Here is a 19,968-nt window from a genome sequence, read left to right as displayed (position 1 = left end):
GCAACAGTTGGTCATCCGGGGCGAGTCGTGAATGAACATTTGGAGAACCTATCGGGTGCTTCCATACGCGTGATTCAGAGCGATATGACGACTACAACAGGCAAAGACGGCACGTTCAGTCTACGGGTTCCCGATCGGGATGCGATGATTTTGGTATCCTACGTCGGTTATGAGCCGCTTACCCTCAAAGTCAAAGAATCCATGGGGCTGATCCAGCTGACGCCAAGTTTATCGACGCTGGAAGGTGTGGATGTCACGGTCAGTACAGGCTATCAGACGATTTCGAAAGAACGCGCGACGGGATCATTCAGTCAGGTCGGACAATCGGTATTGGGCAAACGTCCTACATCCAACCTTTCCAGTGCATTACAGGGTACTGTAGCCGGTATGCAGGCCAAGGAAAATGAAGACGGTAGCGTAAACTTTCTGATCCGGGGCAATAGCACCCTGTATGCCGATAGTAAACCGCTGATCGTGGTCGATGGCTTCCCGATATCCAGTAGCAACTTTTCGGATATCAACCCCAATGATGTCGAATCCGTCACCGTACTTAAAGATGCTGCTGCGGCATCCATCTGGGGTGCGCGTGCCGCCAATGGTGTGATTGTTATTGTCACCAAAAAAGCAAAAACCGACAACAGACTCACGATCCAGGGAGTGCATTCTCCAGAATATCGCGAAGACCGGATCTCAACTATATCCTTACCCAGGCCAATTCGGCCGATCAGGTTGCCTACGAACGTAAGGCTTATGAAAACAACTGGACTTTTTATCCCTATGCGAATTCGTTTGGAGATATTACCAACTCGTTGACATTAGCGCAAGAAGCGCTTTATGCCAATCAATATGGCACGATGTCTACAGCCGACATGAATGCCGAACTGGACAGATTGAGCAAAATAGACAATCGGGGGCAGCTCCGGGACCTGCTGACGCAAAGAGCCGTACTCAATCAGTACAATGTCAATCTGCAGGCCGGCAACGAGCGTATACGCAACTACACTTCCGTTCTCTATGAAAACAGTAAAGGTTCTTTTCAGAAAAACGGTTATGACCGTTTCAACCTGAATTTCAACAACGATTTCAACATTACTTCGTTCTTAAAGTTCAACCTGGGCGCCAACCTGCAGTACAAAAACAACAATACGGCGGTGCGACCATTGCTGAAATAGAGCAACTATCGCCTTATGAGCTGCTATTGAACCAAGATGGTAGTTACGGCGTCAATCTAAAAGACTATAACCGCGAGCAGCTGGGCCTGATCCCTACCGAAAAATTCACCTACTCGGATTGGTCATACAACCTGCTACGCGAAGTACGTGGTCGCGATTTTACCGACGAGCGCATCAATGCCCGCGTACAGACGGGACTTAATCTAAAGATTATTCCGGGGCTTACTTTCGATACCAAGTTTCAATATGAGCGCAACAAGATCGATCGCGAGCGTATCTATGATGAGAGTACCTTCTACGTACGTAGTCTGATCAATAGCAAGACACAATACGACGATGGCACCAAGACCGTAGGTAAGGCTTATATCCCTAAAGGCGGCATCCTGAGACGTGGAATGATCCAATACGAAGATGGCTTCAATGCGGAGGAACTAGGGCAGGAGGACATCCAGAGTTTTGTCTTCAGGAATCAATTGAATTTTGACAGGGTTTTCGGTGCTGATCATCATATCTCGGCTATCGGCGGGATGGAAGTGTCCCAGTACCTGACCAAGGGTACAATCAACCCTGCGGTATACGGCTACTATGGTGATAAGCTCCAGGCAACGACACCGCCTTACGGTTACGGCAGCTCGGTTGACCAGTTTACCGATTTTGAAGGATACCCAACCACCATTCCGGGAGGCAATACAACCTTCAGATGGCAGAAAAACAAGTTCATCTCCCTTTATGGAAATGCGGCCTATACCTATCTCAGCCGTTACACCCTATCGGGCAGCATACGGAGCGATGCATCCAATTTCATTACCGATGACCCCAAGCTGCGCTGGTCACCGCTGTGGTCTGTAGGTGCCAAGTGGAATCTCGCCAAAGAAAACTTTATGGCCGCGCAGGATTATGTAGACCGCTTGGAGATGCGCCTGACCTATGGTAAAAACGGCAACATGGAAAATTCGACTTCGACAGCGACCTTGCTCAATGTGGGCGGGAGCTTAAATCCCTCCACAGGAACCATTACAGCCACCATTGCCGATAATGGAAACCCAAGACTGCGCTGGGAAAAAACCGCTTCGAACAACTTCGGAATCGACTTCTCCTTTTTCAAGAGCAAGTTTTTCGGTTCAGTGGATCTATACCGCAAAAAAGGTTCGGGTATTATTGGACAGATTGCCCTGCCGGCAGCAACTGGAACCAGATCGCAGAAATTTAACAATGCCGAGATCACCAACAAAGGATTTGAGCTCGCGTTGGGTACCAATTTAGCGATAGCCAAAAATATTCAGTACAGCACAAATTTCAACTACGCGTACAATGCCAACAATATTGATGCGCTGTACAATCCGTCGCTCTACACCTATCAGTTGATCACTGGGGCTTTCGTCGAAGGCCGCCCCGTGGGTTCGGTTTACGCATTCGATTATATTGGCATGATCGACGGTGTACCGCATGTCGCCGGACCAAATAATAGCCCGCAGACATTTAATGATGTCTCTATTTACAATAGAGGTTTAGGACTTCCTTTTCTCCACTATATGGGTACCGACGTACCGCCACATACGTTGGGCTGGACCAATACGGTACAAGTAGGCAACTTCAACATCATGTTTATCCTATTGGGCAAGATGGGTGGAGTATACCGCAATCCAACCTTCAACTACGCTGCACTTGTAGGGTCTGACAAGACTTTTGTCAACAAGTATGTCAATGATGTGCTCGCAGGAAATCCGAATATTCCAGGATTTGCGCTGCCTGATGAGACCAATCTATACCTCTGGGACCGCTACAGCGAGGCTTTAAGCAGCCAGGTCGAAAAATCATCTTATATCGAGTTTAAAGAGCTTAGCTTAGGATACAAACTGTCCAACCGCTGGACAGAAGCCATCCGCTTGAACAATGTCAACCTATTCGTCCAGGCGCGTGACCTTGGCTTGATCTGGCGTGCCAACTCGAAAGGTTACAATCCGGATTGGTTACCGGGCACAATGCGCCCTGCACAGAGTTATACATTCGGTATCAATTTTCAATTTTAATAACAGACAGACATGAGAGTGTTCACATATATAGGGTTTGCCGCTGCGCTACTAATGACCGCAAGCTGCAAAAATACTTATCCGAAGAACCCAAAAAACAGGCCAGTATCAAAACCGTAGATCAGTTAGAGGCCTTGGTAGATAACGCGACTGCATTTTCCAGAGAGGAGAATTACGCTGCCACCTACGCTACCGATGATACCGAGATCAGCAAGGAGCTGTACAAAAACAATGTGACGGCTTTCACCGTCAATAATCTCCAACGCTATGTATCCTCTCCGGAGGGTATTGAAAACCTTGCTACAGACGAGCTGTGGAGCGGTGAATATAAAAGATCTTCACCGCAAATGTCATTTTAAAAACATAGACTTGGTGAGCGGTGATGAGGCCAGCCGCAGACGGGTAAAAGCAGATGCCCATTTTATCCGGGCGATGTCTTACTGGATCCTTGTCAACAACTACTGTGCGCCATACGCTGCGGCCAATATGAATAGCTTAGGACTGCCTTTAAAGCGTACCGTGGATTACGAGGAATCCTTAAAACGTGCCAGCTTGAAAGAAACCTACGATTTTATCCTGGCCGATATCGAAGAGGCAAAAAAGTAACCGAGGCCGATGTCGATCCTAGAAAGACCTGGCGTGTGAGCCAAAAAGCCATTTCCGCTTTCATGAGCCGCTATTATCTATTCACTGGCGACTATGATAAGAGTTTGGCCGAATCAAACAAGGCACTGGAGTCCGGCACCGTAAAGTTAGTAGACTATAATACCTTACTACCAGGCCGAAGCGTATCCTACAGCAATCCGGCTGCAACGCTCAAGTACAGTGAGTTAAACGACTGGAATGCCGCAAAATACCTCTATTGGGGCGAGCTCTATTACAGCCGCTATCAATACACAGGTGCGCAATGGTATAGTCCGAGCAGCGCATTGGTGGCCCTATACGATCAGGCCAACGACCTCCGTTACAAGCACCTGATGATCCCTAATGGCGGCCGACGTTTCAGTGTCGTGACACCAGCAGCGTATCGGTACACCATGTTTACCGATGGTAGTACCTTGGTTTCAGGTCCTACCCGGGCAGAGATGCTGCTCAACAAAGCCGAGGTGCTGGCCCGTAAAGGCGATGTTCCGAACGCCTTATCAGCCGTCAATACCCTACGTCAAAAACGCATGTCTACTTATAGTGCGCTTACGGCTTCTAACAAAGACGAAGCCATCAAACAGGTGCTCGCCGAGCGGCGCCGTGAGCTTCCGTTTGTGATGCGCTGGTACGATATACGCCGATTTAGTGTCAACGACTATGCTGCGGATGATATCACTGTAAAAGAGATTTCTACCAGGTCAGTATAACAGGTGTTGATCTCAATACGCCAAAAACCTACACCCTGGAAAGCAAGCATCTGCTCGTACCTATCAATGGTGTAGAGATCGATGCCAGCAAGGGACAGATACAACAGAATCCATACTAGAAAAAATTATTTAGCGAATCAATACAATCATGAAATTCAGAAAATTACTTGTCTTAACAGGCCTACTGGTAGCCAGCAACCTGCATAGCTTTGGGCAGAGCAAAACATTTACGGTGACCTCCCAGATCGCTGACTTTAAGGACAGCACCTACAACATGACCATCTGGAATGGTGTGACCGATGCCTATTACAAAAAAGGCAGCACTAAAAACGGGCAGATATTTTATCAGGACACGACCTCTATACCCTTAATCGTACGGCTCACCCTGCCGACCGAATCGCTTTTTAAGCGTGTCGACCGGGGTTATATCCCTGTCAAAAGCCAATCCATCTGGTTTGTCGCTATGCCGGGTGGCAAGGTATTACTCAAAGGAAAGCTATCCGACTTTGCCGAGGTATATCCTAGCGGAGATAAAGAGAATAATACGATTAGTGCATTAAATAAGGGGTATCACCCGCTGTTGAATAAATCGGCTAATATCGAGCTGAAACTGGCAAAAGACACTTCAGATGCGGCGCTAAACAAACGTCTTGCAGCTGAGCAAGAACAGATCGATGCCCAAGCCGCTAAATACATGAACGACTTTCTAAAGAAGAACGTTTCGTCTGTAGCCGGCCTCTATTACCTTGAAGATATGCTGGTCCGGGAGATTGTCACGATCGAGACAGTGGAGGCACTGTTACCTACCGTAGATAAGGCATATCGAAGCTCGCCTTTTATAGCTCTTTAAAGAATCGGGTAGAGGGCAGCAAATACGATGTAGGCAAATCCATCTTCCAGATAAACAGCAGCAATACCTATGATGGTAAGGCATTCGACTCAAACAGCTGGAAAGGTAAATTTTATCTCATCGATTTTTGGGGCTCATGGTGTGGTCCCTGTATGGCCGATGTGCCTGATCTGAAAAAACTGAGAGACAGCTATCCCGATCAGCTACGTGTACTGGGCATCGCGTCCGATAAAAATGAGAGCTGGCGCAAAGCCATCGAGCAGCACGAGCTCAACTGGGTGCAAATATTGAACGACAAAGGTAGCAACAATTTTGTCCTGCGTCTGAATATCACCGGATTTCCGACAAAGATCCTCGTGGATCCCAATGGCAAGATCGTCTACCGAAGTACGGGCGGCGGCGAAACCTCCTTTGATAAGATGAGCGAAATAATCAAAAACTGGAAATAAATCCAATAACACAAACGCCTGAGTCTAGAAACCTCAGGCGTTTACGTGTTACATTTTGGTTGTCAGGGATTTTAATTAATTATGCTTTGGCTGGATTTTATAAACGTATATTGGTATACGCTGATCTTTGACAGTCGGTAACGTCAGTGTTAGGGCTTCTTTGCCCTGTGTCCATGTGACCTTCGATGTGTTGCCAAGCAGACTGATCGAACGGATCGCAAGTTTGTTTTTGGCAAGCTCCGGAATGTCAACCCTCGCTGTTGCTGGGTTTCGGACAAAGAGGTAGACAACATTGCCTTTCTGGGTAAAGCGGTAGTCGGCGACAATCTCCTTGGATGTCGCATCATTGACGGCATCTTTCATACCTGCTTTTTCCTTTTCGGATTCTTTCTGTTCTGTTTGCGTTGCAGCAACTTCTTTATTCCCGGCCCAGACACTGCTACCATATAGTGCTTCGCCGTTGATCTTCATCCAGGCACCTATAGCGTGCAGGTTTTCCTGGCTCTCTACTGGCCAGCTACCGTCACCTTTGGGGCCGACATTGAGCAGGAGGTTACCGCCCTTGCTCACCACCTCAATGAGATTGCGCACCAGCAGTTCGGGGCTTTTCCATTTGTGATCGTGCCGGTTGTAGCCCCAATTTTCGCTCATCGTAATACAGGCTTCCCAATTCTTTCGTGCTGTCGAAACCAATGTTTGCTCAACGACGGCATAATCGCCGAGACCATTGCCGATCCGGCTGTTGATAATGCACTGGGGTTGGATGGAATGGATCAGATCACGGATCTCCTGGCTCTGTTTTTTGGTGATTAGCTCCGGCGTGTCAAACCAGATAATACCGATCGGACCGTACTGTGTCAGCAGTTCACGAAGCTGCGGTTTGACCTTGTTCTCGACATACTTGTTGAGGTCTTTGGCATCTTCATTGGGATAGTCCCAGGTATTGCTGCGACCGGCTTTTGTCGGCCAGTTGGTCGGTACATCGGGGTTTTCCCAATCGCGGCCCAGGGAATAATAGAAACAGAGCTTTAACCCGTATTTCTTGCAGGCTACCGCAAGCGCCAGCATCGGATCTTTGGCCCAGGGCGTCCTCTTGACAATATTATAATCACTGACGGCCGAATTGTACATCGAAAAGCCATCGTGATGCTTGGCGGTGATCACAATATACTTCATGCCGGCGTCATGGGCCATCTGCACCCAACGGTCGGCATCAAAGCCGGTGGGGTTAAACTGGTCGGCGATCTTCGCATAGGTTTTGACGGGGATCCGTTCGTAGAGCATAAAATGTTCACCCCTTTGGTGGGATGCCCATTCCAGTCGCCTGCCGTCTGGGAGTACAGACCCCAGTGCAGAAATAGACCAAATTTGCCATCGGTAAACCAAGTAGCGGGCTGGCCAGACAGGTTTAATCCTGCCAGAGCAAATAGCAAAAGCAGGATTGTTTTTATGTTTCTAAAAATGAATGTATATCGTTGCTCTCGGCCCTCGCTAGCGGTTTTGTACTTTCATGGATGAAACTTTATCGTTGAAAGTCGAGAGATAGGAAGACGAAGAGGTCACGACGAGGCTATCGCCAGTAAAATTATTCCCGTTGTATAAGGTGACTTTAACATTTGCTCCAACTTTAATGGAAGAGATGCTATTGTCGGTCACACCTTTTGCCAACAAATCCGATGTGGTATACTGCCCTTTACCAAAGCTTCCTTTTACACCGGCATAGGATGCATTGGAATAGGTATATACCGAATCTTGATTGGTCGTCATAAGCCCGTTGACATAGTTGAAGTCGTAAACATTGGAGGTTGTGTATCCATTTTGCAATAATAATTTTACTTTGAGTTCGTAAGGTGTATTGCCTTTGTAGTAGAGTTCATTGAGGTCTATGGTTCCTTGGATGTTACCGGAGGAAAGCGGCGTAAATTTCCATGTGACGGCGTTGTAATCTTTGTTGGCTCCAGTACCTTCGTTGTTCACATTGGGATCCATATAGACCAATATCTCGCTCACAGGTAAATTAGAGGTATAATTTCCTGTAATAAAGATTTTTTGCTGACTGTTGTCAATTGCAAATTGAGGTTGTATGGAATAACTGGGTGCCTGGTAAGGACTGGCCGTCGCCACCGCGGATTGAAAAACTTCATTTCTACTGAGAATTGCGGCATCGGAGCCGGTTAGGAAAGTAGGCTGTCCCTTGCTAAAGCTTACATTGCCGCTTCCCATCAGTGATGTACCCAATGTAGGTTCTTCACTGACATATTTCGCGCGGTTGTGGGGTAGGTTTAATCCATGTCCTAATTCATGTAGCATACCGCCGAGGTAGTTTGAACTTGGATTTGGAATTCCATTGACGGACATGGAGGAATTATCCACAGCAAAGCAGTATTTTCCATAGCCATAGAATGGCTGGCTACCATCTCCGTCTGTTCTTGCTGGCAAAAGTACTAAATAGTGATTGTTGGATGAAAATTGGCCCGGATGGCTGGTTTTGTATGCATTGATCTCATTTATAATTTTACCAGCTGAAATAGCTGAGCTGTAGGGGTAGTCCGCTTGAGCTCCCGCCGCCGGAATTTCAATAATATTGACCAGACCTGTAGAATCTTTTGCCAGGCCCAGATAATTGCTGTAGCCATAGCGTCCCATTTCATTATGTAGCCAGTCCTGGAAATGGACAAACAGCTGAGATAGCCGTGTTTTGTAGCCGGGTAAAGCTGGATTGTCTGTGGGTACAAACATAATGATATTGAGGTTTACGGGATTAGTTACAAATGTAAGATTGGCCAGGGAGGTATCGATAACACCGTTCGAGGACGCCTTTGTCCGTCGGATTTCTGTAGGATTCTGCTCGGGCAATGGCTTTGAACAGGCGAAAAAAAGTGACAGGACTGTGCCGGACAATGCAATTCCCTGAATGATTTGCATCCATTTTTTTGTTTGTTTTCTCATAATTTTTAAAATAAATAATCTATAATTGTTAATGGGTATTGGTTAGTAAGGGCCAACCAAAAGACATATCTATAGTAGAAAATATATTTTGATTTATAACAGTTTTCGTTTAAGTCAAACGTTTGCGTAATCTGCGAAAACGTTTCAATTGATATACTTTATTCAGAGGATTTGCGTGTCAGAATAGAAGCTTGTAACTCAATGTTTTGGTAGGCTGCTACAATCTCGTTATCCGAACTGTCCAAAATTTTACTGAGAATAGCGAAAGCCTGAGAGCCGATTTCATGCGAAGGCTGTACAATGCTTGATAATGACGGCTGAAAAATATTGGTGTACTGAAAATTAGCAAAACCGATCAGGGCCAAGTGATCTGGTACCGCTATTCCGATGGCATGTAAAGCCTCTAACGTTAAATAGGTAAGTTGATCTGAGGCGGTAAAAATTGCTTCGGGCGGGCTACTTGAATTAACGAGATGTATGAGCTTATTTTTTAATTGCTCCAGCACCTCCATTCTTCCGCCATTGGTTGCTATCGAAAGGAGATAATCTGAATTGTAAGTAATGTCAAAATCCCGCAGACATTGAATATAACCGCGCCGGCGCTCCATTGATGTTCCCGGCGACAGATTGGAAATAAACAGAATTTTCTTCTTGCCCCGATTGACCAACTGAGAAATACCTTGGTAAACCACTTTAAAATTGTCTATTCCGATTTTATAAGTATTTATAGCATAATTGGTCCGGTCAATAAGGACAATAGGGGTACCCTCATCTTTTAACCGCTGGAGATATCTTAACGAAAGATGATTTCCTGTAGCTGCAATGACGACAGCATCTGCACCCTTTTTAGATAACATCTCTAAATGTTTCAATTCAAGATTGGGGTCGTCCGCACTCTGCATAATGATCAGGTTATAAGTCGTTTCTGACATCTCTCTTTCAATGCCTTCGAGAATCTGTGAGAAAACGGATTGCCGATCGAAGGAACAATCATTCCGATAATATTTGTTCGCCCCTTACGCAATAGTTTAGCATATTGATTGGATTGATAGCCATGCTCATTGGCAAATTTTTGGATCTCAACTTTAGTTACCGGGCTTATTTCATGACTGTTTGAGAGCGCTTTGGATATGGTGCCTATGGAGTACCCCATGGCCTTGGCAATATCTTTTATCGTTATTTTTTTCATATTTTGGAATTGCTTTTTTGAAAAGTCCGAATTGAAAAACTTCAGGCGATCATTCTTGATCGCTTTGATACCTCCTATATACTATCGCTGGTTTCTGGCTGAGATATTTCCGGGTCAATAAAGAAGACTATCAGGCCATCCGGCCTGATAGTCAAACTAAACACGCTAAATTAACGCGATGGTCACCTCTACCATTTTTTTGACCGACTGTCGGCTATTAGTTCGTTACATTGACGATATACCAGACATTCAATTCGCCGGACTGTATAGTAACGGTATCTCTGCCAACGCTCAGGCCGGTAATCAGCCCTGTCGTACTATAGCTGGCAATTTCTGGATGTTTGTTGCTGTACGTGGCCGTGGTTACGGTACGGTTTCCAGGATTGACTGCCAGATTGATCTGCAGCGGTGTTCCGATTTTAACGGGAATCTGCATAAATCCTCCCGAAAGTATAGCTTCCCTTACGGTTAAATTGTCTTTGATGGGACCAAGGTCTTTTTGCAGGAATGTAAACCCAGGCTTCCGCACAGACAGACTATTAACAGGTATATATTTGATCTAATTTTCATAATGTTGTTTCTTTTTATCCTCATTATTTTGCGCCCAACCATCCCGGATTCTGAACCAGCTGATTGCCCTCCAGGGTCAGGTCGTATAAAGGTAAGGGCCAATAATAGCGGTAATCTGCCCATAGCGCAGTACCATTGCTGATGTTTGCACTTCTTGGATAGGCGATAATAAATCCATTGTTATCCAAAAGATATCTTTATTGACTTCTTCTTTTAAGGCAATAATCGGTTTGGCGGTATGTGTACCATCGTATAGTTTTCCTTTTTCCGCTGTAAATTTCATTCCACGTAGGGGAACGGTCATCAGATTGCCGGCTTTCCAGCGCATCAGGTCTTCGTAACGGCGGTCTTCCAAGACCATTTCTACACGACGTTCACGTCTGATTTCACGGATGATGGGGCTAACGGCGTAATCAAGTTTGGTGGCATAGATCTCATCCAGCCTAGGATCCGCAGGCGGGTTGCCAAGCTCTAATTTGCTGCCTGGATATTTTGCAAAGTCAAATCCTGCGCGCTGGCGCAACAGGTTGATCGTCCGGTCCAGATCATTCTGGGTCAGCGTACCTAAGATTGCTTTTGCTTCGGCCAACATCAGCAGCACTTCGCCGTAGCGGAATTCGATAGCCGTTTGCTGGCCGTTTGTTGTCGCCTCGTTTTCGGGCCGATCACCCATCCAGTGTTTAATGGGAAGGTAGCCCGTTACTGTCGTTCCGCCACCGACATTATAGGACAGTCGGGGATAGGTGATCCCATTTTTTTCGAGACTGGTGGTCCCATCCGTTCTGTTAAACAGGGAGCGGTTTTCACCGGGATAATTAATGGTTTGCTTCAGGCGTGGATCGCGGTTTTCAAGTTCGGACCATAGCCCGTCATAGCCTTTGAATAGGGGTTGGCGGTGTAGTTGCCGGCCGATCCCGAAGAATAAATCGGTTTACCGTCGATACATAAATACTCGTCTACGAGACCTCGTGTGGCCCCGCCTGCTGGCCGTGCACCCGAAAGACTGTTGTTCTGGTCCCAATAACGTTGGGTCGCATGGCCTACCACAGTACCATCGTATACCCGGGCCAGGATTGCTTCTTTGTTACCGTCCGAAGTTGGGTCTTTCTTGAAAGTAAACATTTTCCAATAGGGGCTGTCACCTGTGGCATAGAGCTGATAACGTCCGCTGGCGATGATTTTTTCGCAGGCATCCACAGACGCTTCAAGGAAAGATTTTGCTGTACTTTGTAAGGACAATTCGTTATGATACGTGCGGAAGGAGCCTTCGAACAGACCTATCCGCGCTTTTAAAAACAAAGCCATGTCCTGATTAATACGTCCATCCGGACGACCGTTAATGCCTTCTAGCCCGGCTATGGCCATATCGATAGTCTTCATCAGGGAGTCGGCAACCACGGTGCGCTTATCCCGGGGTTTGTACAATTCCTTGCTGTCGATATTGAGGTCACTGGAAAGCCAGGGCACATCCCCAAACAGCATAAGTTTGCGGTAATAATCCATGGATTTAAAGAAATAGGCTTCCCCAAGATATTTGTTTAGCCGGGTCATGTCGTTATTGACCGCGGGCAAAGCGTTTGTATAGTGTTGGATAAAATAATTGACCGAACGCAGGTTTTCCCATGTCCAATCGACCGAGGTGCCTGCATTTGGTGGAATAAAGGTGTTGTCCAGCATACGGTCGATATTGCCATAGCGGACCATATTGTCGGTCATAAAATCGCTGGCCAGCAAATGGCTGCCGCCGACAACATTGGGATTGACTTTGGCATCTGCCCAGCCTGTACCATGCCCTAGAATATAACTGGCATAAAGGTTATTCAGGTATAAAGTTAATTCCGTCTCAGTACGTAATGAGTTGTCCCGCGATAGATCGGTTTCGGGACTTAGTTGTAAAAATTTATCGTTACAGGATTGGGTCAACAACAGGGATGTTGCGGCAGCCATGACGATGAATCTGAATATGTTCTTTTTCATAATAGTTTAGTTAGAAGACAATTTGAGCACCAAAAGCAATAGACCGCTTTTGTGGATAATCGGCAGAGATCTGATCGACATCAAAAATTGTCGGTATTTTTGTGACTTCAAAGATATTGTAACCGGCAAGTGTGAAGCGTAATCGCTCGACGCCAAATCGTTTGGTCAGCTGATTGGGCAAGGTATAGCCCAATACCGCCTGTTTCAGTCTGAGGTAGGCGCCATTGATCAGGTACCGGTCCTGCACGTTTACAGAGTTTACAGATAAGCCATACATCGGAAACTCCGCATCGGTACGCTCAGGCGTCCAGGAACGTTCGTACATCCATTTTGACCCGGCGCCACCGCCCCAGTAGGATGATAAGCCGGCCCAGATATCACGCTTGAGTACACCCTGGAACAAGAAATCAAGATCGAAATTTTTGTACTGCACATTTCCGGTGATACCAAAGCGATAACGTGGTGTGGAATTTCCGATGACAACGCGGTCACCCGGGTTGGCCAGGGTATTCAATCCGGCATCTATTTTACCGTCCGGAATCCCTTCTGGTCCGCCAAGATCCTGATACCAGATATAACCCGGAAAAACGTTGCCCTGATTAGCGCCATTGTAGATCCAGTTGCCATTTGATTCGTTTCGTCCGGCAAAATCACTTTCCTGCAGTATGCCGCCGGTACGGTATCCCCATATTTCACCGATTGTTTTACCGTCATACATCACCTCCCTGTTCGAAGAATTGGTAATCATCATCGTGGTATTGGCAGCATAATGCTGTACTTTGGTCAGATAGTCAGATAGGTTAAGGCCTACACGATAGCGGAGGTCGCTGTTAATGGTCTGCTTCCAAAGAAAAGAAAGCTCGAAGCCTTTTGTCTCGAGTATCCCTGAATTTTCCAACGGTGCAGCAGTCCCCAATGTCGTCGGAAATGAAGCGCTGCCGTCCGTCAGGATATCGGTGGTCTTCCGGTTGTAATATTCAAAGGTAACATCCAAGCGATTTTTGAGAAATGTACCATCCAAGCCGATATTCCAGGTTCTGGCTTTCTCGAAGGTCAGGTAAGGTGATACCAGTCCCGGCGGGTTGATATAGACGATCTGTTGCCCATTGATTAGATAAGGAGCCTTTCCGTAGCCATTGTCGCCTGATATGGATAGATGGATGAGGGCTGATTGCCCAGTTTTCCCCAGCTTCCGCGCAGTTTTAGTTCGTTGAGCCAATTTTTTGTACTTTCCATAAAATTCTCCTGCGATATCCGCCATCCTGCCGAGAAGGAAGGGAATGTTACAAATCGGTCTTTTTCAGTAAACTTCGCACTGCCATCATAGCGGAGATTGCTCTCAAAAAAATACTTTTCGGCGAAGTTGTAGTTCACACGTCCGAACATGGCACGTCCAGCTAGTGTATATGCATTTCGGGATACGGTATGTAAAGATGGATCTTCGGCAGCATCAGGGTTCTGGATATCTGGAGAGATCAATTTTCGGAAGGTATTGGTGATCTGATTAAATTTTGTCTGATCCTGATTGTAACCAACTACAGTGGAAAAATTATGTTTCCCGGCCCAGGTTTTCTTATAATCAGCATAGATATTAATGAGGTATTTATTAGTGTTATTGTTGTCAAAATAGGCTCTATTTTCCGCAGCTTCGGCCTGTTGGGAGGTTAATTGCCAGGAGTCCACGACTTGGTTAAACTTGGGACTGTAGCGGTTCAGGCTGTAAGACTGCGGCTGATAGCTGAGGTCTGCCTTTAGTTTCAGGGCATTCGGTATCAAGGTAAATTCGGGCGAGATCAATAGCGATACCCTTCTATCCGTGGACTGGTTGTTGGCCCCATAGCTCAGCCAGGCCAGGATATTATCGGTATAGGTATTTGGCAGAGGATCATTCGGCCCGGTCTGGATGGGCATATTGATATTTTTGTTCGTTTCGCCCATCATGGCAGCCCATATACTTCCTTTACCACCAACGATGTAAGGGCTATTGAAATTAGTCTGATCAAAACCTATCTTTCCAAAAACACTGAACCAGCTGTTCACCTTGGCATTGATATTCATCAGGGCATTGTAGCGTTTCAGTTTATCAGTGTTGATCTTGTACATACCCGACTGATTCTGTAAGCCGCCGGAAATATAGTAGTTAATGGACTCGGCACCACCACTGAGATTGAGGGTATGTTTTTGCATCGGTGTCCATTTTTGACCGCTTCCTCAAAGGGGTTGACATTGGCTACCCAAATGATGCTGTTTCCTCCTGATACCAAGCATTTTCTGGCGTGGGATTATCCATGTACTTTTGGATCATCTCCAGTTTTTTTCATCTGCAGTACCGGGTTTGCCATTTGTCCATAATGTTCTGTCCATACCTGATTTTTGGATCTCATAGGCGTTGAGGATATCGGGGAGCCCGGATGGCGTATCGAAATTGAGTCGAAGTTGTACGCTATTTTGCCTTTTTGATTAAACTCTCCCCGTTTGGTACGGACCAAAATGACCCCATATGCCGCTTTGGTACCATAGATCGCAGCCGCAGATGCATCTTTGACAAAAGACATGTCCATGATGTCATTTGGATTGAGCTGATTCAGGGCACCGGTCGTACTTTCTACGCCGTCGATGATGATCAAAGGATCGCCATTGACGGATTCAAAGACCTGTGTATTTGCATTATAGTTCATGGAGGTACCGCCGCGCAGGTTAAATCCGGGCGTACTGTTTGGTGAACCGTTTCCAAAGGTAATGTTCAGGTTGGGGACAAGGCCCTGTAAAGCCTGACCGATATTGGCGACGGGCCGATTTTCAAAAGCCTCCTTACCGACATGCGCAATGGCCCCTGTTAAATTGACTTTCTTTTGTGTACCGAAGCCGACAACCACAACTTCCTCCAGTGCACTGTCGTTTTCTTCTAACGATATGGCTAAATCGCTTGCGGTCGTACTGTTGAATTTTATGGTCTGTGGTTTGAAGGAAAGGTGGGAAATTGTCAGTGTACCCTCTGCGGATGAAGATTTAAGTGAAAAGTTACCCTTGCTATCCGAAGATGTTCTGGTCGTCGTTCCATTTAAGCTTATCGTTGCATTTTCAATAGGGGCTCCGTCTTTTCTGGCAGTCAATCTGCCTCTAATGCTGTATTGTTGTTGCTGTTGTACCTGGACAGTATTTTTTGAGCACTTGGCAAGACAACAATATGTTTTTTGTGGATCTCAAACGTCACTGGCAGTTCGTCCGATAGTTCCTTAAGGACAGTTTCGAGCTCTTGATTGTTTGCATTGAGGCTCACCACCTTTAAGCCATTAAAGAGACTTTCGTCATAAAAGAAATGGTAGCCGGTCTGTTTCTTGATTTCTTGAAAGATAGTTTTCAGGTTCCCTTTGTTGACATGCATGGTGACCTGTTGTGCTTCTGTTTTACCATATACACCATAGGTAAATAGTAAACCCAGAAATAAGGTGGCTTTGACCTTTTTCGAAATAAGGGGTGAAAAACGATGATCGGTCGTTCCTTTCCCGAAAAAGTAATTTTTGAAATTATTCATATTTATCAGTAATAGGATTGGTTTTTGTGGTTTTAATTCAGGTACTTATGCACCCTTGGTCAGCACCGTATAACTCGGTAGTGCTAAGTTTGGTCGAGTAAATATTTAGATCATAGATTGGTCCTCCTTTAGTAATTGCTTGTCTTTTAATTCTTATTCTTTACGGTCACGGTTTTTTGGTCAATGACGAATTCAACTCCGGCACCACGTTTTATTAATTCCAAGGCTTCGGCCAGGCTGACGCTTCGGCTAATGCTTCCGCCAAAGGTTTTCTTGGTGATCTGACCCTGATAAATGACTTTAATATCATACCATCGCGCCAGTTGCTCCATAATATCCTGTATCTTGTCATGCTCGAAATAGAAGTAACCCTGCTGCCAAGCGGTTTCTTTTTCAATATTCGCTTGGGAGACGCGCATGTCGCTGCCATCAAATTCAGCTTTTTGCCCAGGGATTAGCTGTTTTGTAGTTTTGTTTTTATTGGTCAGCTGGATACTGCCATTGATTAGGGTGACCTTGGATGAACTACTGTTGTATGCCGTTAGATTGAAAGCTGTCCCTAGGACTTTGATATCACCATGGGCAGTACGGACAATAAATGGTCGATTTTTTTCGTGCGCCACCTCAAAGTAAGCTTCCCCGCAGTTCTACCTGTCGGATCGATTTGCCGAAGGCCAAAGGGTAGCTCAGCTCCGATGCGGAATTGACCCAGACTTTGGTGCCATCGGGCAGTACCATCCGGTAGAATCCGGAGGCCGGCACTGTCAAGGTATTTTTTAAGGAGGCGAGTTCCGCCTGTTCGTTGTTAGTTTTATAGTGAAGCTGTCCATCTGTAATTTGGAGCTGTTCGCCATTCTTTTCTTGCAGGGTGGCTGGTTCGTGCGATAGTGCGATGGTTTTACCATCGGAAAGTGTCAGTGTAGCTTTCTGCCCGCCAGGTAAAACATCATTTTTATAATGATACACCTGATCGGCAACAATCTGCTTGTCCTGATGTGTCGTATTCAGGAGCAGCGCGGCGCCAATAATGACGAGCAGACTGGCAGCTATACTCACATAGATTTTTAGGTTTCGGATGCTGCGAATGCCGACTGATCGGATTGCGGATTTGGCAGGTTCATAGGTTAAGATTTTAGTTCTTGCCTGATCGAGGTCAAGACTATTCCAAAACTGGGCATCGCTGGACTTGACACCTTGACTGGTATATTTCTCCCAATGATCGCGCAAGGTAGGATTATCTTCAAAGATCTTTTGAAGGGACTGGATATCTGTCTGACTTAGTGTTCCACTAAAGTGCTTTACTAAGTAATCTACTAGTATAAATTGCTGATCCTTCATGTTCTTCAATCGGTTGTTTGATTAAAAGAGCCACAAGGGATGTAAAAGGATGGAAGGAAAAATGAAGAAAAAGTATAAGGTATTGTTAATCAGGTAGTAAAAATAATAGGAGTGCTAGCATCCGGCTATCCAGACGCGTGCGTAAAAGCTGTATCGCTCTTTTTTTCTGGCTTTTGACGGTATTAATGGAAATGGTCAGGTTATTGGCAATTTCATCGTTGGAGAGCTTTTCAAAAATGGCCATATGCAGCACCTGCTTACAGCCTTGTGGCAATTGGTTGATCGCTTCCATCAGCTGGTTGATAACTTCAGCCTGCATCATGGCATCCATGATCGTCTGTTCTTCGATCATGTCCTTATCGAGCTGATCGAAGTACTTGCTTTTTACTTTTTCGCTTCGGATCTGTTTGAGGCAGTTGTTTCGGACAGCAATAAAAGATAGCCCTTGCGTGCCCCCTCATCTTCGGGCAAGGCATTCCGCCCTCACAGAGTCCAGCGAAAAGCTCTGGACAATATCTTCAGCCAACGCTTCGTCATGCAGTATATTGTTTGCAAACAGACAGAGCTGTTTGTAATACCGTTGAAAAAGCGATTCAATATCATAAGGTAGAGATGTCTGCAAATTTTCCAAGTGATTTAAGATGTATTAAGCAATTGACATAATAGGAGCTCTTGGAGCATGGCATAAATATAGGAAAATATGCTAAACTTTTGAATCGGGATCGTTTGAACTACATGGGGTGACAATTGCCGTTGGCCGGTTTTCATGCCGATTAAAGTGCATTTTGGGCCTGAAAGATGATTTTGCCGCCTTTGGGCAGATAGAAATCCTCGAATATTTTGCGGTTTACAGACGCAGCGTCAAAATCAGATGCGGAGAAAAGAATCAGAAACCGGTCTACTGTAATCGCGGAGAGGCAGTTGGTCTTTTTATGGCTTTTGCACAGGCTTCTGTTCTTTCGTCCAGATATTCCTTTGTGGGGAGCGTATAGATTCTGACTGCTGCTTCAAGCAGATCGTTGTCCGGATTAAGATAGCTCTTGAAATAGACACTTTGGACCATGTCCAGACCGGCATCATCAACAATACCGTCAGACTTTATGCCTTCTTTTTGATACTGCCTTCGAGTTCTTTTGGCAGATACTTAAATTTTACCTTGTCAAAATACAATTGGGAAAGCGTTACGGTATCTCGCTTTTCCGGGGCTTGCGGATTTTTTTGCGTCGTTTCCTGGCAGGCTAGCTGTGGTAAAAGGAATAGTAGGCTCATCCCAACAAGTAGATAACTTAAACTTTTGCTCATAATGCCGAATTAATGTGATGCAACGAATAGCGATTTAGTTTATAAGTATCCAAAATACAAAATTAATCGGAGAGTCACAGCAAATTTACCGATGCCAATGTCTTCTTCGATTTTCCTTGATGCATTCAGGTGCATATGCATAGATAAAGGAAGATTGCGACAGCCTGGCTTTTGACCGGACTGCCTAAATATATCGTTGGCGGATCTTATGAATTTTAATCATTCATGCCGTCATAATAGACATCTGTTTTGGTCAGGATATCCTGAATCTCTTCGTATTGTTTTTTGGTAAGACCTGTTTCCTCCAAGAAAAACAACCCACCGAATTTTATTTTTTTGACGGAAGCCAAAAACGGCTCCCATTGCAGGGGATTATTGGTAAAGGGATATAGGTCAGTTTGGGATTTGATGCCAGTACTTCGGGAAAGGAAGTAAATTTGTTGTAGGAAAAATTAGCTTTTTCTAATTTTTTAAGTGTAGCAATAGATTTTGGCAGGGCAGATAGTCCCGCATTTTCTATACCGAGCTCTTTCAATTCGGGTAGCTGCTGAAACAGATCAGGAAGCTCCGTCTGTTCCGGTTTACTTTTGTAATTGCGCGATAGATATAACACGGACAATTTATTGAGGCTAAAGATTTCCTTTGGAAAGGCCGTAAACATGTAGCTGTTGAGTCCGAGCTGCTGTAGATTTTTGAGCTGTGCAAATGATGCCGGTAATGCTGTCAACGGGTTGTTGCAATCGAAACCTTCAAGTGCGGTAAGATTGGAAATACTGGCCGGAAGTGTTTTTAACTGATTTTGCGTTAATGACAGCTTTTTCAACCGATGATTGGGCGTTTTGATTTCTGGAAAAACATCCAACGCGAAATTGTTGATTGTCAAAACTTCCAATTGTGTGCCCTCGTTCACGATCTTCTGTAGAAGACTGCTTTCAATCGTTTTTCCCGAGACCATGGTACTAAAAGACAGTTCTTTCAAGGTCGATAGATCTGCATTTTTAAATTCTTCGATACCCTGGAAGTGTATTTCCTTTCCGCCGGTTGTTGTAGCATGAATAGTAGGGGTACTCGTGGTAGGCATCGGCGCAGCAAAGACGGCAGGCTCAGAAGAGTCTTCTGTAACCGGGCTTGCTTCGATCACAGGGATTACCTCTACTCGCTTAGGTTCTGGAAATTTTGCTTTCTTTTTCTTCTGTGCAGATGCAGCCAAAGTAAGTAGGGTGAGACTGAAAACGATTATATACTTTTTCATATT

General features: G+C 45.5%; 27 protein-coding genes. 8 read left to right on the top strand and 19 right to left on the bottom strand.

Going from position 1 to position 19,968, the window contains the following annotated elements; genetic code table 11:
- Nucleotides 1-27: 27 nt before the first annotated feature.
- The 8 genes from KUH03_RS08880 to KUH03_RS08845 all read left to right on the top strand — a co-directional run bounded on the left by KUH03_RS08880 (nt 28) and on the right by KUH03_RS08845 (nt 5,853).
- Nucleotides 28-813: a TonB-dependent receptor plug domain-containing protein gene (locus tag KUH03_RS08880; RefSeq protein ID WP_257092615.1), complete on the top strand. Its 786-nt coding sequence runs from the start codon at nt 28-30 to the stop codon at nt 811-813.
- Nucleotides 810-1,172, top strand: a complete 363-nt coding sequence (locus tag KUH03_RS08875) for a hypothetical protein (protein ID WP_257092613.1) — start codon at nt 810-812, stop codon at nt 1,170-1,172. Before KUH03_RS08880 ends, KUH03_RS08875 begins: the two co-directional genes overlap by 4 nt.
- A 26-nt stretch (nt 1,173-1,198) precedes the next feature.
- Nucleotides 1,199-3,202 carry a TonB-dependent receptor gene (locus tag KUH03_RS08870; protein ID WP_257092611.1) on the top strand — a complete coding sequence of 668 codons (2,004 nt, stop codon included), beginning with the start codon at nt 1,199-1,201 and terminating at the stop codon, nt 3,200-3,202.
- A gap of 134 nt (nt 3,203-3,336) precedes the next feature.
- Nucleotides 3,337-3,561 carry a hypothetical protein gene (locus tag KUH03_RS08865; RefSeq protein ID WP_257092609.1) on the top strand — a complete coding sequence of 75 codons (225 nt, stop codon included), beginning with the start codon at nt 3,337-3,339 and terminating at the stop codon, nt 3,559-3,561.
- Between the two features lie 13 nt (nt 3,562-3,574).
- The gene (locus KUH03_RS08860) at nt 3,575-3,808 is read left to right on the top strand and encodes a RagB/SusD family nutrient uptake outer membrane protein (RefSeq protein ID WP_257092607.1); all 234 of its coding nucleotides are present in this window, start codon (nt 3,575-3,577) and stop codon (nt 3,806-3,808) included.
- Nucleotides 3,809-3,843: 35 nt separating this feature from the next.
- Entirely contained in the window at nt 3,844-4,554 is a 711-nt protein-coding gene (locus tag KUH03_RS08855; RefSeq protein ID WP_257092606.1) for a RagB/SusD family nutrient uptake outer membrane protein, read from the top strand.
- A gap of 148 nt (nt 4,555-4,702) precedes the next feature.
- Nucleotides 4,703-5,404, top strand: a complete 702-nt coding sequence (locus KUH03_RS08850; protein WP_257092604.1) for a hypothetical protein — start codon at nt 4,703-4,705, stop codon at nt 5,402-5,404.
- Nucleotides 5,374-5,853 (top strand): TlpA disulfide reductase family protein, encoded by a 480-nt coding sequence (locus KUH03_RS08845; RefSeq protein WP_306429711.1) that lies wholly within the window; start codon nt 5,374-5,376, stop codon nt 5,851-5,853. The genes KUH03_RS08850 and KUH03_RS08845 overlap by 31 nt, the downstream gene beginning before the upstream one ends.
- 75 nt (nt 5,854-5,928) lie before the next feature.
- Here the strand turns inward: KUH03_RS08845 and KUH03_RS08840 are convergent, their stop codons facing one another.
- The 19 genes from KUH03_RS08840 to KUH03_RS08750 form a co-directional block, all read right to left on the bottom strand.
- Complete coding sequence (locus KUH03_RS08840; RefSeq protein ID WP_257092603.1) at nt 5,929-7,137, bottom strand: alpha-L-fucosidase; 1,209 nt, start codon at nt 7,135-7,137, stop codon at nt 5,929-5,931.
- On the bottom strand, nt 7,026-7,286 hold the full coding sequence (locus KUH03_RS08835) for an alpha-L-fucosidase (protein ID WP_257092601.1): 261 nt from the start codon (nt 7,284-7,286) through the stop codon (nt 7,026-7,028). The genes KUH03_RS08840 and KUH03_RS08835 overlap by 112 nt, the downstream gene beginning before the upstream one ends.
- A 58-nt stretch (nt 7,287-7,344) precedes the next feature.
- Nucleotides 7,345-8,802, bottom strand: coding sequence for a hypothetical protein (locus KUH03_RS08830; protein WP_257092599.1), 1,458 nt, complete (start codon nt 8,800-8,802; stop codon nt 7,345-7,347).
- 158 nt (nt 8,803-8,960) lie between these two features.
- On the bottom strand, nt 8,961-9,734 hold the full coding sequence (locus tag KUH03_RS08825) for a substrate-binding domain-containing protein (protein WP_257092598.1): 774 nt from the start codon (nt 9,732-9,734) through the stop codon (nt 8,961-8,963).
- Nucleotides 9,710-9,991 (bottom strand): LacI family DNA-binding transcriptional regulator, encoded by a 282-nt coding sequence (locus tag KUH03_RS08820; RefSeq protein ID WP_257092596.1) that lies wholly within the window; start codon nt 9,989-9,991, stop codon nt 9,710-9,712. The genes KUH03_RS08825 and KUH03_RS08820 overlap by 25 nt, the downstream gene beginning before the upstream one ends.
- A 217-nt stretch (nt 9,992-10,208) precedes the next feature.
- Nucleotides 10,209-10,520 (bottom strand): hypothetical protein, encoded by a 312-nt coding sequence (locus KUH03_RS08815; protein WP_257092594.1) that lies wholly within the window; start codon nt 10,518-10,520, stop codon nt 10,209-10,211.
- Between the two features lie 117 nt (nt 10,521-10,637).
- The gene (locus KUH03_RS08810; RefSeq protein WP_257096794.1) at nt 10,638-11,381 is read right to left on the bottom strand and encodes a RagB/SusD family nutrient uptake outer membrane protein; all 744 of its coding nucleotides are present in this window, start codon (nt 11,379-11,381) and stop codon (nt 10,638-10,640) included.
- Between the two features lie 8 nt (nt 11,382-11,389).
- Nucleotides 11,390-12,538, bottom strand: coding sequence for a hypothetical protein (locus KUH03_RS08805; protein ID WP_257092592.1), 1,149 nt, complete (start codon nt 12,536-12,538; stop codon nt 11,390-11,392).
- A 10-nt stretch (nt 12,539-12,548) separates the two neighbouring features.
- Nucleotides 12,549-13,757, bottom strand: a complete 1,209-nt coding sequence (locus tag KUH03_RS08800; protein WP_257092589.1) for a TonB-dependent receptor — start codon at nt 13,755-13,757, stop codon at nt 12,549-12,551.
- Nucleotides 13,649-14,725 carry a hypothetical protein gene (locus tag KUH03_RS08795; protein ID WP_257092587.1) on the bottom strand — a complete coding sequence of 359 codons (1,077 nt, stop codon included), beginning with the start codon at nt 14,723-14,725 and terminating at the stop codon, nt 13,649-13,651. Before KUH03_RS08795 ends, KUH03_RS08800 begins: the two co-directional genes overlap by 109 nt.
- A gap of 95 nt (nt 14,726-14,820) precedes the next feature.
- Complete coding sequence (locus KUH03_RS08790; RefSeq protein WP_257092585.1) at nt 14,821-15,651, bottom strand: carboxypeptidase-like regulatory domain-containing protein; 831 nt, start codon at nt 15,649-15,651, stop codon at nt 14,821-14,823.
- Nucleotides 15,648-16,073 (bottom strand): STN domain-containing protein, encoded by a 426-nt coding sequence (locus tag KUH03_RS08785; protein ID WP_257092583.1) that lies wholly within the window; start codon nt 16,071-16,073, stop codon nt 15,648-15,650. Before KUH03_RS08785 ends, KUH03_RS08790 begins: the two co-directional genes overlap by 4 nt.
- Before the next feature lie 146 nt (nt 16,074-16,219).
- Entirely contained in the window at nt 16,220-16,696 is a 477-nt protein-coding gene (locus KUH03_RS08780) for a FecR family protein (protein ID WP_257092581.1), read from the bottom strand.
- A 1-nt stretch (nt 16,697) separates the two neighbouring features.
- Complete coding sequence (locus tag KUH03_RS08775; RefSeq protein WP_257092579.1) at nt 16,698-17,420, bottom strand: FecR family protein; 723 nt, start codon at nt 17,418-17,420, stop codon at nt 16,698-16,700.
- Nucleotides 17,421-17,496: 76 nt separating this feature from the next.
- A complete protein-coding gene (locus tag KUH03_RS08770; RefSeq protein ID WP_257096792.1) occupies nt 17,497-17,844 on the bottom strand; it encodes an RNA polymerase sigma factor in 348 nt (115 codons plus the stop codon).
- 24 nt (nt 17,845-17,868) lie between these two features.
- Nucleotides 17,869-18,033: a hypothetical protein gene (locus tag KUH03_RS08765; protein WP_257092577.1), complete on the bottom strand. Its 165-nt coding sequence runs from the start codon at nt 18,031-18,033 to the stop codon at nt 17,869-17,871.
- Between the two features lie 276 nt (nt 18,034-18,309).
- The gene (locus KUH03_RS08760) at nt 18,310-18,474 is read right to left on the bottom strand and encodes a hypothetical protein (protein WP_257092574.1); all 165 of its coding nucleotides are present in this window, start codon (nt 18,472-18,474) and stop codon (nt 18,310-18,312) included.
- Nucleotides 18,475-18,509: 35 nt separating this feature from the next.
- On the bottom strand, nt 18,510-18,713 hold the full coding sequence (locus tag KUH03_RS08755; protein WP_257092572.1) for a hypothetical protein: 204 nt from the start codon (nt 18,711-18,713) through the stop codon (nt 18,510-18,512).
- A 328-nt stretch (nt 18,714-19,041) separates the two neighbouring features.
- Nucleotides 19,042-19,965, bottom strand: a complete 924-nt coding sequence (locus KUH03_RS08750; protein WP_257092571.1) for a leucine-rich repeat domain-containing protein — start codon at nt 19,963-19,965, stop codon at nt 19,042-19,044.
- Between the last annotated feature and the right edge of the window lie 3 nt (nt 19,966-19,968).

This window comes from Sphingobacterium sp. E70 (assembly GCF_019285695.1).
GTDB classification, from domain to species: Bacteria; Bacteroidota; Bacteroidia; order Sphingobacteriales; family Sphingobacteriaceae; genus Sphingobacterium; species Sphingobacterium detergens.
Note: the sequence above shows the minus strand (reverse complement) of the source record. Positions and strands in the feature narration are given on the sequence as shown.

Bases quoted from the DNA above. Each gene is read 5' to 3' on its own strand.
- KUH03_RS08850 (WP_257092604.1), top strand. From the start codon at position 4,703: ATGAAATTCAGAAAATTACTTGTCTTAACAGGCCTACTGGTAGCCAGC.
- KUH03_RS08840 (WP_257092603.1), bottom strand. From the start codon at position 7,137: ATGCTCTACGAACGGATCCCCGTCAAAACCTATGCGAAGATCGCCGAC.
- KUH03_RS08830 (WP_257092599.1), bottom strand. From the start codon at position 8,802: ATGAGAAAACAAACAAAAAAATGGATGCAAATCATTCAGGGAATTGCA.
- KUH03_RS08825 (WP_257092598.1), bottom strand. From the start codon at position 9,734: ATGTCAGAAACGACTTATAACCTGATCATTATGCAGAGTGCGGACGAC.
- KUH03_RS08820 (WP_257092596.1), bottom strand. From the start codon at position 9,991: ATGAAAAAAATAACGATAAAAGATATTGCCAAGGCCATGGGGTACTCC.
- KUH03_RS08805 (WP_257092592.1), bottom strand. From the start codon at position 12,538: ATGAAAAAGAACATATTCAGATTCATCGTCATGGCTGCCGCAACATCC.
- KUH03_RS08795 (WP_257092587.1), bottom strand. From the start codon at position 14,725: ATGCAAAAACATACCCTCAATCTCAGTGGTGGTGCCGAGTCCATTAAC.
- KUH03_RS08785 (WP_257092583.1), bottom strand. From the start codon at position 16,073: ATGAATAATTTCAAAAATTACTTTTTCGGGAAAGGAACGACCGATCAT.
- KUH03_RS08760 (WP_257092574.1), bottom strand. From the start codon at position 18,474: ATGGTCCAAAGTGTCTATTTCAAGAGCTATCTTAATCCGGACAACGAT.
- KUH03_RS08755 (WP_257092572.1), bottom strand. From the start codon at position 18,713: ATGAGCAAAAGTTTAAGTTATCTACTTGTTGGGATGAGCCTACTATTC.
- KUH03_RS08750 (WP_257092571.1), bottom strand. From the start codon at position 19,965: ATGAAAAAGTATATAATCGTTTTCAGTCTCACCCTACTTACTTTGGCT.